Raw genomic sequence first — 12778 nt, 5'->3', positions numbered from 1 at the left:
CAATGACCGCAACGCCGACGAGCACCACCATCCGCTGGGAGCAGGACGAGACCGGGATCGTCACCCTCGTCCTGGACGACCCGGACCAGTCCGCCAACACCATGAACCAGGCCTTCCGCGCCTCGATCGCCGCGATCGCCGATCGCGCCGAGGCCGAGAAGGACTCCATCCGCGGCATCGTCCTCACCTCCGCCAAGAAGACCTTCTTCGCGGGCGGCGACCTCAAGGACATGATCAAGGTCGGCCCCGAACACGCCCAGCAGGCGTTCGACATGGGCATGGGCATCAAGCGCGCGCTGCGCCGCATCGAGACCCTGGGCAAGCCCGTCGTCGCCGCCATCAACGGCGCCGCGCTCGGCGGCGGTTACGAGATCGCCCTCGCCTGCCACCACCGCATCGCCCTCGACGCACCCGGCTCCAAGATCGGCCTGCCGGAGGTCACGCTCGGACTGCTGCCCGCCGGCGGCGGCGTCACCCGCACCGTGCGCCTCATGGGCATCGCCGACGCCCTGCTGAAGGTCCTCCTGCAGGGCACCCAGTACTCCCCGCGGCGCGCGCTCGAGAACGGCCTCGTCCACGAGGTGGCCGCCACGCCCGAGGAGATGCTGGCCAAGGCGCGCGCCTTCATCGAGGCGCATCCCGAGTCGCAGCAGCCCTGGGACGTCAAGGGCTACCGGATCCCCGGCGGCACTCCGTCGAACCCGAAGTTCGCCGCGAACCTGCCCGCCTTCCCCGCCAACCTCAAGAAGCAGCTGAACGGCGCGCCGTTCCCGGCGCCGCGCAACATCCTCGCGGCCGCGGTCGAGGGCTCGCAGGTGGACTTCGAGACCGCCCAGGTCATCGAGGCGCGGTACTTCACCGAGCTGCTCACCGGCCAGACCGCCAAGAACATGATCCAGGCGTTCTTCTTCGACCTCCAGGCGGTCAACTCCGGCGCGAACCGCCCCAAGGGCATCGAACGGCGCAAGGTCCGCAAGGTCGCCGTCCTCGGTGCCGGGATGATGGGCGCGGGCATCGCGTACTCCTGCGCCCGGGCCGGTATCGAGGTGGTCCTCAAGGACGTCGACGCCGACGCCGCCGAGCGGGGGAAGGCGTACTCCGAGAAGCTGCTGGACAAGGCGCTGAGCCGGGGCCGTACGACTGAGGCCAAGCGCGCCGAACTGCTCGCCCGGATCACGCCGACGGCCGACCCGGCCGACCTCGCGGGCTGCGACGCCGTCATCGAGGCCGTCTTCGAGGATCCTGCGCTCAAGCACAAGGTGTTCCAGGAGATCCAGCACGTCGTCGAGCCGGATGCGCTGCTGTGCTCCAACACCTCGACCCTGCCGATCACGCTGCTCGCCGAGGGAGTCGAGCGTCCCCTCGACTTCATCGGGCTGCACTTCTTCTCGCCCGTGGACAAGATGCCGCTGGTGGAGATCATCAAGGGCGAGCGCACCGGTGACGAGGCGCTGGCGCGCGCCTTCGACCTGGTCCGCCAGATCAACAAGACCCCGATCGTCGTGAACGACTCCCGCGGGTTCTTCACCTCGCGCGTGATCGGACAGTTCATCAACGAGGGCGTGGCGATGGTCGGCGAGGGCGTTGAGCCCGCGTCGGTCGAGCAGGCCGCGGCCCAGGCCGGGTACCCGGCGAAGGTCCTCTCGCTGATGGACGAGCTCACGCTCACCCTCCCGCGCAGGATCCGGGACGAGGCGCGGCGGGCCGTGGAGGAGTCGGGCGGCACATGGACCCCGCACCCGGCGGACGCGGTCATCGATCGGCTGGTCGACGACTTCGGGCGCACCGGCCGCAGCGGCGGCGCGGGCTTCTACGACTACGTCGACGGCAAGCGTGCCGGGCTGTGGCCGGGACTGCGCGAGCACTTCGCCGAGCCCGGTGCGCACGTCCCGTTCGAGGACATGCAGGAGCGCATGCTCTTCTCCGAGGCGCTGGACACCGTCCGGTGCCTGGAGGAGGGCGTGCTGACGTCGGTGGCCGACGCCAACATCGGGTCCATCATGGGCATCGGCTTCCCCGCGTGGACGGGCGGCGTCCTGCAGTACATCAACGGCTACGAGGGCCGTGACGGGGTGGGCAACGGCCTGCCCGGCTTCGTCGCCCGGGCGCGCGAGCTGGCGGAGGCGTACGGCGAGCGCTTCGAACCGCCCGCGCTGCTGGTGGAGAAGGCCGCTCGGGGCGAGGTCTTCACCGACGACTGACATCCGCCGCGGCCCCGGCCGGACCGGCTCCCGGTCCGGCCGGGTCGTGCGGGCGGGTGGGTCGCGGCCGGACCGGGGCGCGTGGGCGGACGGGTGCCGCCGGTGACGCGGCGGCCGGTCGCGCGCTCGCGCGGGGGCTTCGGCACGAGGCATCGGCCAAGGACCATGCGCGGGTGCGCGGGCGTCGCACCACCGGGATCGGGACCGCACGTGGTGCGCGGAGTTGCGGAACGCGGATGCTCGGCGAAGACTGGCACGTATGCCGCCTGCGTACCGTTGAGCCGGGAGCTCCGGTGCTGCCGGTACCATCTCCGGCACCTGAGGGGGCAGGCAGCTCCGCGCAGTCGAAGCGCACTTGGAGCCGTGATGGCCGAAACCGCCCGCCGACGCATCTGCCGCTTCGTCGGCGCCACCTGTCTGGCAACGGTGCTCGCCGTACCGGCGGGCGTGACCGGCGCTGCGACGGCGTCCCCGGCCCTTTCCCAGGGGCCGGCCGAGGCGCGGGCTCAGCCGGAGCCTCCTCCTCCGCCTCCCGAGCCTCCTCCTCCGCCTCCGGAGCCTCCTCCTCCGCCTCCGGAGCCTCCTCCTCCGCCTCCCGAGCCTCCTCCTCCGCCTCCGGAGCCCCCACCTCCGCCTCCCGAGCCCCCGCCGGACCAGCAGACACCCCAGCCACAGGACCAGTCTCCTCGTCCGCCGCAGGACCAGTCGCCGCCCCCGCCGCAGGAGCCCACGCAGGATACCGAGGGTCCGGCGGAACAGAAGGAAGAACTGCAGCGGCTGACACCGCAACTCAAGGATGACGTGGCTGAGCTGACGAAGCGGCAGGACGTTCCTCCGGAGCTGGGGGAGACCGTGGACCAGCTGCCGTCGACGCTGCGGATGCTCGAAGACCCGAAGACGCCGGTGCATGATCGGGCCGTGCTCGCCAAGAGCGTGCAGCAGCTGACCGTCACGCTGCGGCTGATCGAGGACCCCAAGACGTCGCCGAAGGAGCGTGCGGCGCTGCTGAGTGTGGTGCGGCCGTTGACCAGTTCGTTGCGGATCATCGAGAAGACGCCGCCGGGGCAGCGGGCGGCGTACACGGCGTGTGCCCGGCAGTTGACCGTCACGCTGCGGCTGATCGAGGACCCCAAGACGTCGCCGAAGGAGCGTGCGGCGCTGCTGAGTGTGGTGCGGCCGTTGACCAGTTCGTTGCGGATCATCGAGAAGACGCCGCCGGGGCAGCGGGCGGCGTACACGACGAGTGTCCTGCAGTTGACCGTCACGCTGCGGCTGATCGAGGACCCCAAGACGTCACCGGAGCAACGCGAGGAGCTCACCAGGGCCGTGCAGCCGCTGGCCCGGACCCTGGCGAAGATCGAGAATCCCGACACACCGCCGGAGGTGCGTCGAGAACTCACCGAGGCCGTGCGGCCCCAGAGCGAAGAACTGGCGGACGCGACGAGGAAGGTAGTCGGCACCCCGTCGCCCGGATGAGCGGCGGCGCGTCACGACGAGGACCACTGCGGCAGGTCCCCCGGATCGGCTCCGCCGAGGCGCCGGTGTGGCACCTCGGCGGGTCTCATGGCCGCCGGCCCCAAGGGCGGGCCCTGGCGGCGGGCGGTCATGACATGGACGGCTCCCATTGCCCCCGGCCGTCACCGCCCGCCCGCACCGAGCGGTACGGGTCGGAGGCGCCGCGCGGTGCCGTCCCACCGATCCCCGGCACCAGGGTGTCTGCCCGCAGAGGAGGCCCCGCCCGGTCCCGGCCCTACTCGGGCCGGGCGGGTGTGTCCCCGCCGGTTCCGAACGCCGCGCGGAGTTCCTCCCGCAGCGACCGCTGGAAGGCCGTCACCAGGGCCTGGATCACCATCGGCTGCATATGGGCCGAGAGCGACTTCATCGCGGCGACATGGTCCGGATCGGACTGCTGCTCGCGGTAGGGGCCCCACACCTCGTCGCGGAACAGTCTGGTCAGCTCCTGGGCGGCGGCGCGGGCGTGCTCCAGCAGGACCGTGCGGGAGGCGAGGATCGTCTCGTGGGCGATCGGGACGTCGAGCAGCTCGACACCGAGGCGCAGCAGCCCGCCGTCGAGCCGGAACACGTCCGGCGCGGCGGTGCGGTCCAGCACGCCCATGGCCGCGAGCCGGTCGACGTCCTGCTCCGACAGCGGCCGCCCGGCCCGGCGTACCAGCTCCTCCAGACCGGTCTCCTCGGCCGACTCGGGCGCCCAGGAGGCCACCAGGGCCCGGTGGATCGCCAGATCCTGCGCGCTCAGCCCCGGCGGCAGCTGTTCCAGGTAGCGTTCGATGGCCGCGAGGGTCATTCCCTGGTGCTGCAGTTCCTCGATCAGGGCCAGCCGGGAGAGGTGCTCCGTGCCGTAGTGGCCGACGCGGCGCGGGCCGATCTGCGGCGGCGGCAGCAGACCGCGGGTGCTGTAGAACCGAATGGTGCGGACGGTGACGCCCGCACGGGCGGCCAGCTCGTCGACGGTCAGCGTCGGCCCCTCGTTTTCGGTCGCCATCGTATTCCTCGCTCCCTGCATGCGCCGGTCCGATGCAACAGTATTGCTGTCTCACCAGAGTTGTGAAACCCGGGTGATCCCGGGCCGATTGTCAGAGGCGCCTCGTAGCGTGGTGGCATGGCGGGGATCACTTACGTACGGGGGGACGCCACCGCGCCGCAGGGCAAGGGCGTCAAGCTCCGACTTCTGTCTCGGCGCGGTCCAGTTCGTGCGTGTCGGGCCGTACGTGTGGGTGGCGAACATGGTGGGCCAGCGGGGGACGCGCACGGGCGGCAAGGGGGTGCCCGTGCGGTACGAGGCCGTCGACAGGGTGCTCGGCGAGGTCGCCGCGAGGGCCGCAGAGCTCGGAGCCTCCGTCCACATGCCGAGGCTCGGTTGCGGGCCGGCGGGCGGCACCTGGTCCCGGGTGGAGCCGCTGGTGTGGGCCCGGCTCGTCGAGCAGGGCATACCGGTGACGGTGTACGACCACGGCGAGGAGCCCGCGCGCGGCTCGGTCCGCGCCTGACGCTAGAGTGCGGTGCTTGTTCGAGCGGCGCACGGCAGAGCGGGGGAGAGCGTGAGTGCGCAACTGAGGGAGACCGCCGCAGAGTTGGCGGACGTCCTGTGGCGTGAGCACACCGTGTACCGGGACCACGCGGGAGGCGTGGTCATCCGGGGCGAGCACGTCAGGCGCTGGATCAGCCTGGCGCCGAGCGGCGGCCGCGACGAGATCCTGCTGCGCGCCGGCCGCATACTCGACGGCGGTACGACGGCTCCCGCGCGCTCGGAGGCGGTGATGCACGTCAAGGCCGGTACGGCCGAACTGGCCGCCGTCTGCCGCCGGCTGCTCGCCGAGGCCGCCGCGGACCCTTCGCCGGGCGTGACTGCCCCGGCCCTCGCGCCCCCAGCGCGGGTCGGGCGCTTCTCCGTGCGTTCCGGGGGCGCTCAGCGGCCGGCCCGTCCGGCCCGGTCCGCACGCTCCGGTCGCGGGCGGACTCCGCGCACCGGACGGCGCCCCGTACGGCACACGGGCTTCGGCTCCTGGGTGGTCCTCGCCTGTGTGGCCGCGACCATCGCGCTGTACGCCTGGAGCGCCGCAGCCTGGTACCGGTAGGAGCGTGCAGGCGCCGGGTGAGGCACCGCCACCGCACCACCGGCGTCGGACGGTCACCGGGGTGGAGCGGCCACCGGGGTGGAGCGTTCACGCCACCGGGCAGTCACGCGGCCGAACCGGGCGCTCACCGGGCGAAGTGGTGGTCGAGCGCGGCGTGCGGGTCCTGGCCGGCCGTGCCCGCGTGGTCGATGTGCACGGTCGCACCCGCCAGCCGGGGCACCGCGTGGAGCAGTGCGTGTTCGGCGGCGACGGCCACGGCGTGGGCCTCTACGACCGTGAGCCCCGGGTCGACCTCGAGCGACGTCTCCGCGCGAAGCGTGTGCCCGATCCACCGCATCCGCACGGCCCCCACGGCCCGTACGCCTTCCACATCCGCGAGTGCGTGCTCGGCCGTGTCGACCAGGGCCGGATCCACGGCGTCCATCAGACGGTGCCAGATCTCGCGGGCCGCGCCACGCAGTACGAGGAGGATCGCCCCGGTGATGACGAGGCCGACGAGGGGGTCCGCGTACCGCCAGCCCAGTGCCGCGCCGCCGGCGCCGAGCAGCACGGCGAGGGAGGTGAATCCGTCGGTGCGGGCGTGCAGTCCGTCCGCGACGAGCGCGGCGGAGCCGATGCGGCGCCCCGTACGGATGCGCGCCCTCGCCACCCACTCGTTGCCCGCGAACCCCACGAGCCCGGCCGCTGCCACCGCCGGTAGGTGGGTGATGTCCTGGGGGTCCAGCAGCCGCCGGACCGCCTCGTACCCGGCGAAGGCGGCGGAGGCGGCGATCACCAGGACGACCAGGACTCCCGCCAGGTCCTCGGCGCGGCCGAAGCCGTAGGTGTAGCGCCGCGTCGCGGCGCGCCGGCCCAGTACGAAGGCCAGGGCGAGCGGCAGCGCGGTGAGCGCGTCGGTCGCGTTGTGGACGGTGTCGCCCAGCAGCGCGACCGACCCCGACAGCGCCGCGATGACCGCCTGGACGGCGGTGGTCGCGGCCAGGACGGCGAAGGAGAACCAGAGTGTGCGCAACCCTTCGGCCGAGCCTTCGAGTGCCGCGTCGATGCGCTCGCCGTGATGGTGATGGTGTCCACGGCCGTGGCCATGGCCCTGCCCGTGCCCGTGTGCGTGCCCGCGGCCGCCCGCGGGCACGCCGGGACGGCCGGCCGTGTGGTCCTCCGTGTGCCCGTGCGTGTGCCCCTGACCCGTCATGGACACCACCATGACAGCCGGAAAGGGCTGCAGCCACTGCCGAAGAGCGGCCCCCGACCAGCTGCACAAGCCTTGCGGCTACGCCTTGTCGGCTACTGCCCGAAGGCGGCGACCGGGTAGTGGTCCGAGAGGTTGGTGTAGGTGTAGTCGGTGCCCCAGCTGGTGACCGTCCAGGGCGCGCTCTGCTCCTTGACCACGTCGTTCCGCCAGCCGGCCGGGCGGACGTGCCCCGCCCGGTGCAGGACGTGGTCGAGATCCTCGCGCGGCTCGCCCGGATAGCGGTCGGCCGCGATCGAGTTGTCCTGGGGGTCGAAGGAGTACGCGTGCCCGGTGCGGCTGTCCGCGTCGGCGAGCCCACCGTCCGCCAGCATGGTCGCGTACTCGGGGGTGCGCGAGTCGACGTTGAAGTCGCCCGCCACCAGCACCTGCTCGGAGGCCGGGATGTTCTTGGCGTCGAGGAACGCGTCGAGCGCCTTGAACTGGCGGCTGCGCATCCGCGCCGCCTCGCCCGCCGCGCAGCCCGGGTCGGTCGACTGCGCATGGGTCCCCACCACGTGCACCCGGCTGCCCTTCACATCCAGGACCGCGTACACGAAGCCCTTGTTGGACCACCAGTCGGAGCCGCAGGCGTCCTTGTAGACGTACTGCTCCTTGCGCACGATGGGCCACTTGCTGAGGACCGTGACCCCGCCGTCCTCCGGCACCGTCGCCGAGTACGCGCCGCCCGTCGCGTCCCAGCCGCTCTTGCTGCGGCCCATCACGGGGGTCTGGTACGGGTACTGGGCGCGGGCGTTGCGCTGCAGCGCTTCGGACGAGGAGTTGTCGAACGCCTCCTGGAGCACGACGACGTCGTTGCCCTGGAAGTACGGGGCCTTGGGGATCTCGGCGGCCCGGTGGTCCTGGCCCCAGTTGGGGTACAGGGTCCTGCTGAAGAGGAAGACGTTGTACGTCAGGACTCTCAGCGAGGGCGTCGCCACGGCGGTCTGCCCGGCGGGGGAGGCGGACGCCGACGGCGCGGCGACCGCCAGGGCAGCGGCGGCGACCGCCGTGGAGAGGGCTGCGCCGGACGCGCGGCGGAGCACGGATTGCGGCACTGGAACTCCCGATTCTGGTGGGGGTGGGGGTGGGGGTGGGGGTGATACCGGCGCGCACATCAAAGCAGCGGCAGTTACCTTCGGGTAACCGTCAGGTGCCGGGTTTCTTGCCGGAGTTCCACGTTCCTGGGAACGTTTACGGACAAGTCGCGTTCCGGGATTCTTCAAGGGGACTTCCCGGGACGGATCGGCCTCTCGCTGCCCGCTCGTCCGGCCGTGATCGCATACTGGAGGTGTGAGAGAGCGCGTCGCACCGCGCCCGCCGGCCTCCGGGAGCACACCGATGACCAGGCCGCAGGATCACCTGACGCGGGAGGCGGACGGCACGGGCGGGCCGGACCCCCTGCCCCCGCCGCCCGGCGGTGTCCTGTGGACCCTCGTCGGGGACGTGCGCGGGCTGCTGATGCTCCCCGCCGCGCTCACCCTGCAGGTCGCGCACCCGGCCGTCGGCGCGGGCGTCGACGAGCACTCCGTCTTCCGCACCGACCCCTGGGGCCGCGGCGAGCGCTCACTGCGCTCGCTCCAGCTGTGGGTGTACGGCGGGGACGCCGCCGCGGAGGAGGGTCGCCGACTGCGCCGGCTCCACCGGGACATTCGGGGCACCGACAGCAGGGGCCGCCGCTACCACGCGCTCACCCCCGAGTACTACGCGTGGGTCCACGCCACCGGCTTCCCCGTCCACCACCATGCGATCCGCTATCTGTACCGCCCGTTCACCGAGGCCCAGGAGCGCCGGCTCTACGAGGAATGGCTGAGGGTCGGCCGGGTGCTCGGTATCCGCGACCGCGACATGCCGGGCACCGTCGAGGAGTTCTGGCCCTACTACCGCAAGGTCCTCGCCGACGAGCTCGAAGCCACCGCCGTCGTCCGGGAACTCCTCGCCACCGACCGCAGGCTGCCGCCGCCCGCCCTCGGGCCCCTCCCGCTGAGACTGCTGCTGCGCCCGTGCTGGCCGCTGATCCTGCCCCGGTTCCTCCGGCTGAGGCGCTTCCTCACCGTCGGGCTGATGCCGCCGGACGCCCGCGAGGCGATCGGGCTCCGGTGGACCGCCGAACAGGAGCGGCGGCTGCGGTGTTTCGGCCGGGCGGTCAGGATCGTCGTGCCCCTGCTTCCGGAGCGGCTGCGCTATCTGCCGCAGGCCAGACAAGCCCGTCGCCGGGCCCGGGCGGAGGGCCGGCTGCCGACGGGGCGCGCGAGGTGACGGACTCCCGCGGGGCGGCCGACGGCGTGCCGGCCGGGCGGGGGCGATCGCGGGGCGCCGGTGCCCGATTCGCGCACGCCCCGGCGAGCCCGTGTGCCGCGTCGTCCGCCTGGGCAGGCCGACGTCATCGTGGGGCGGGCTCGGGTCGTCAGCCCCTGGACTCGGGCCCCGCCGGGGAATGTGACGCTCGCGCCGAGGTCCATGTCCTGGCCGGCGGCGGAACGGCCGGGCCGGACCCGTGTCCCGCCCGGACTCGTGTCCCGCCGGGACGCGTGGTGCTCGCGCGGGGACTTCCACGCAGGTCCCGGGCGGCGCGACGCCCGCGCCGGCGCGTGCCCGAGCCCTCGCGGCCGCGGGACGGCTCAGGCCGTGGCGCGCCGTACCAGCGTGGTCGGTGTGATCACCGAGGCCGGGGGAGCGGCGTCCGTGTCCCGCCCGTCCAGCAGATCCATCAGCAGCCGTACCATCAGCCGACCGTTGCCCTCGATGTCCTGGCGGACCGTCGTCAGCGGCGGATCGGTGGTCTCCGCCACCGACGCCATGTCGTCGAAGCCGACGAGTGCGACGTCCTCCGGCACCCGCAGCCCCCGCTCCCGCAGCAGCCCCAGCGCCCCCGAGGCCATCAGGTCGTTCGAGGCGAACACCGCGTCCGGCGCCGCCGCACCCGGGCCGAGCAGCGCGGCCATCGCCAGCTCCCCGCTGCGCGCAGTGAAGTCGCCCTGGACGGTCAGCCCCGGCTCGGCGTCCGGCAGCACGTCGCGGTAGCCGTGGAGTCGGTCGAGCGCCGACGTCTGGTCCCGGGGCCCGGCGATATGGGCGATCCGGCGACGGCCGAGTCCGACGAGATGGCGCACCGCCGTACGGGCGCCGCCCCGGTTGTCGCAGTCGACGTAGGGCACGGCGTGCTCGGAGCCGGCGCCGGGCCCGCCGGGGCGGCCGCCGAAGACCGCCGGCACCCCCGACCCCAGTACCACCGAGGGGAGTTCGTCGCTCTCGTGGAGCGAGAAGGCGAGCGCGCCGTCGACGTGGCCGCCGCCGAGGTAGCGGGCTATCCGGTCGTGGTCGTCCGGGCGCTCGACCCACAGAAGCACCAACTGCGAGTCGTTGACGCTCAGCTCACGGCTGATGCCGCGCACCTGGCGTTCGAAGAAGGGATCGGAGAAGATCCGGAACTCCGGCTCCGCGATGATCACGGCGACCGCGCCGCTCCGCCGGGTGACCAGGCTGCGGGCCGCCTGGTTGGGTACGTAGCCGAGCTCGGCGACCGCTTCCCGCACCCGGTCGGCCACCGGGGCGCGCACCCCCGCCCCGCCGTTGACGACGCGGGACACCGTGGCCCGGGAGACCCCGGCCCGTGCGGCGACGGCTTCCAGGGTGGGTCTGGGCCCACTGCTCCGATCGGGCACGGGACGCTCCTCACCGGCGGTGTCCGTACGGGTGGCACAGGTCGTGCGGGGCCAGCGTAGCCGCAGGTGCCGCGGCCCCGGAGCGGGGCGGCGGCACCCGATCCACCGGTCAGTTGCCGTGATCGCGGCCGTGATCGCGGTCGTGGTCGTGCACCGTGTCGGTGGCGGCGATCCTCCGGTACGACCTGGGCTCGGCGGGCCGTACCTCGGACCGCGCGACGCCGGGCGCCTTCGTGGCCCCGCTCGCCGCCGCGGCGGGCGCGGCCGGCTTGGACGGCTCGTACAGCCAGGTGTCGAAGAGGTCCGCGAGCGGTGTGCCGGAGACCCCCTCGGCGTACCGCACGAAGTCGCCGACGCTCGCGTTGCCGTCGGCGTGCGCGGCCGGCCAGCCCTTGAGGATCGCGAAGAAGTCCTCGTCGCCGATCGTGTTGCGCAGCGCCTGCAGGGCGAGCGCGCCGCGGTCGTACACGGCGATGTCGAACTGCTTGTCCGGCCCCGGGTCGCCCGGTTTCACCGTCCAGAAGGGGTCGTCGGCCGGGTGCAGGGCGTAGACGTAGTCGGCCAGCTCCTGCGCCGTGCCCTCGCCCTCCTTCTCCGACCACAGCCACTGGCTGTAGCGGGCGAAGCCCTCGTTGACCCAGATGTCCTTCCAGCCCTTCACCGAGACGCTGTCCCCGTACCACTGGTGGGCCAGCTCGTGCACGACGACCGAGACGTTCGCGCCGTTGGCGAACTGCCGCGGGCTGTAGAACGGCCGGGTCTGCGTCTCCAGGGCGTACCCGCTGGGCACGTTCGGGACGTAGCCGCCGAGCGCGTTGAACGGGTACGGCCCGAAGACGCCCTCCAGCCACTCCGCGACCTCGGCGGTCCGCTCGACGCTGGCCCGCGCCGCGCCCGCGTTGCCCCCGAGGTCCTTGCTGTACGCGTTGAGGACCGGCAGCCCGTTCGCGGTGGTGTCCGTGGTGATGTCGAACTTCCCGACGGCGAGCGTGGCGAGATACGTGGCCTGCGGCTTGTCGGACCGCCAGTTGTAGCGGGTCCAGCCGAGCCGTGACGAGCGGGACCGCAGTACGCCGTTGCTGATCGCCTGGGTGCCGTCCGGGACCGCGACGGAGATGTCGAAGGTGGCCTTGTCGAGGGGATGGTCGTTGGAGGGGAACCACCACACGGCCGATGCGGGCTCCTGCGCGGCGACCCCGCCGTCCGGGGTGCGGTGCCAGGCGGTCCAGCCGTCGATCTTCAGTTCCGAGGGCTTTCCTGAGTACCTGACGACCATCGAGACCGGGCGGTTCTTCTCCAGCGGTGCGGCCGGCGTGATCTCCAGTTCCTGGTCGCCGCTCCGGGTGAACGACGCCTCGCGGCCGTTCACCCGTACCTCACTGACCGTCAGGCCGAAGTCGAGGTTGAAACGGGAGAGGTCCTGCCGGGTGGTGGCGAGAATCGTCGCCGTGCCCTCCAGGAGGTCCGTCGCGGGCCGGTACTTCAGCCGCAGGTCGTAATGGGATACGTCGTAGCCGCCGTTTCCGCTGGCCGGGTAGTACGGGTCGCCGATTCCCGGGGCCCCGGGCACGCCCTGTCCTCCGGCGGATCTCCCCGGACCTCCGGCAGCGGCGGAGGCCGGGACCGTCAGCAGGAGAGATGCCGCAACCGCGCTCGGGACGAGAACTCTGCGATGCACGAATGCTCCCAACATCAGGGGTGGATGATCTTTTCGAACCCATTCACGCGTCCGGCGCTCCGACATGTCCATGGCGCCCTCCGTCGCACGATCGCCATTCGGCCGACCTGGTGCACGGTCTCCCATTCGTCGCTCCGTCCTCGAACGGCCCACTACTGCCCTCTGTCGCACGGCAGTTGACGGGAGTACCGTCCGCCCATGCCGACACGTGTGCCGCGCATCCGACTCATCGGCAGAACCACCGCCGCGACGGCCCCGGCCGCCCTGATGCCCGTGCTCGTCCCGCGGAGCGGCGCACACGGCGCCGCGGCCCGGGAGATCCGGACCGCCTGCCCGTACGACGACGCGATACGGGAATCCGCCCCTGTCGACACCCGGCTCGACGGTGACGGGGACGGCCGGAACGACCG

The 12778-nt window shown here is 72.7% G+C and carries 9 protein-coding genes and 1 pseudogene; 5 read left to right on the top strand and 5 right to left on the bottom strand.

Annotated features, from left to right (window positions below):
• Window positions 1-2: 2 nt before the first annotated feature.
• Together O7595_RS04025 and O7595_RS04020 are read left to right on the top strand one after the other, a co-directional pair.
• Window positions 3-2201, top strand: coding sequence for a 3-hydroxyacyl-CoA dehydrogenase NAD-binding domain-containing protein (locus O7595_RS04025; protein WP_269727337.1), 2199 nt, complete (start codon window positions 3-5; stop codon window positions 2199-2201).
• Between the two features lie 801 nt (window positions 2202-3002).
• The gene (locus tag O7595_RS04020) at window positions 3003-3677 is read left to right on the top strand and encodes a hypothetical protein (RefSeq protein WP_269727336.1); all 675 of its coding nucleotides are present in this window, start codon (window positions 3003-3005) and stop codon (window positions 3675-3677) included.
• A gap of 274 nt (window positions 3678-3951) precedes the next feature.
• Here O7595_RS04020 and O7595_RS04015 read toward each other — a convergent pair whose 3' ends face one another.
• Window positions 3952-4704, bottom strand: a complete 753-nt coding sequence (locus O7595_RS04015; protein WP_269727335.1) for a MerR family transcriptional regulator — start codon at window positions 4702-4704, stop codon at window positions 3952-3954.
• A gap of 117 nt (window positions 4705-4821) precedes the next feature.
• On the opposite strand from O7595_RS04015, the pseudogene O7595_RS04010 reads away from it, so the two are divergent.
• Window positions 4822-5209: pseudogene (locus O7595_RS04010) on the top strand (Appr-1-p processing protein).
• A gap of 51 nt (window positions 5210-5260) precedes the next feature.
• Complete coding sequence (locus O7595_RS04005; RefSeq protein ID WP_269727334.1) at window positions 5261-5797, top strand: hypothetical protein; 537 nt, start codon at window positions 5261-5263, stop codon at window positions 5795-5797.
• A gap of 124 nt (window positions 5798-5921) precedes the next feature.
• Here the strand turns inward: O7595_RS04005 and O7595_RS04000 are convergent, their stop codons facing one another.
• Together O7595_RS04000 and sph are read right to left on the bottom strand one after the other, a co-directional pair.
• A complete protein-coding gene (locus O7595_RS04000) occupies window positions 5922-6989 on the bottom strand; it encodes a cation diffusion facilitator family transporter (RefSeq protein WP_269727333.1) in 1068 nt (355 codons plus the stop codon).
• Window positions 6990-7081: 92 nt separating this feature from the next.
• On the bottom strand, window positions 7082-8083 hold the full coding sequence (sph, locus tag O7595_RS03995; protein ID WP_269727332.1) for a sphingomyelin phosphodiesterase: 1002 nt from the start codon (window positions 8081-8083) through the stop codon (window positions 7082-7084).
• A 283-nt stretch (window positions 8084-8366) separates the two neighbouring features.
• Between sph and O7595_RS03990 the strand changes: the two genes are divergently transcribed.
• The gene (locus tag O7595_RS03990; protein WP_269727331.1) at window positions 8367-9284 is read left to right on the top strand and encodes an oxygenase MpaB family protein; all 918 of its coding nucleotides are present in this window, start codon (window positions 8367-8369) and stop codon (window positions 9282-9284) included.
• A gap of 362 nt (window positions 9285-9646) precedes the next feature.
• Here O7595_RS03990 and O7595_RS03985 read toward each other — a convergent pair whose 3' ends face one another.
• Both O7595_RS03985 and O7595_RS03980 read right to left on the bottom strand, forming a co-directional pair.
• On the bottom strand, window positions 9647-10690 hold the full coding sequence (locus tag O7595_RS03985; RefSeq protein ID WP_269727330.1) for a LacI family DNA-binding transcriptional regulator: 1044 nt from the start codon (window positions 10688-10690) through the stop codon (window positions 9647-9649).
• A gap of 109 nt (window positions 10691-10799) precedes the next feature.
• Window positions 10800-12368, bottom strand: a complete 1569-nt coding sequence (locus O7595_RS03980; RefSeq protein WP_269727329.1) for a M1 family metallopeptidase — start codon at window positions 12366-12368, stop codon at window positions 10800-10802.
• Window positions 12369-12778: the final 410 nt, after the last annotated feature.

It is taken from the genome of Streptomyces sp. WMMC940 (assembly GCF_027460265.1).
Lineage (GTDB): Bacteria > Actinomycetota > Actinomycetes > Streptomycetales > Streptomycetaceae > Streptomyces.
This window is presented reverse-complemented; position numbering and strand designations above follow the sequence as displayed.

Excerpts from the sequence above, each read along its gene's own strand:
- O7595_RS04025 (WP_269727337.1), top strand. The coding sequence starts at position 3 with ATGACCGCAACGCCGACGAGCACCACCATCCGCTGGGAGCAGGACGAG.
- O7595_RS04015 (WP_269727335.1), bottom strand. The coding sequence starts at position 4,704 with ATGGCGACCGAAAACGAGGGGCCGACGCTGACCGTCGACGAGCTGGCC.
- O7595_RS04000 (WP_269727333.1), bottom strand. The coding sequence starts at position 6,989 with ATGACGGGTCAGGGGCACACGCACGGGCACACGGAGGACCACACGGCC.
- O7595_RS03990 (WP_269727331.1), top strand. The coding sequence starts at position 8,367 with ATGACCAGGCCGCAGGATCACCTGACGCGGGAGGCGGACGGCACGGGC.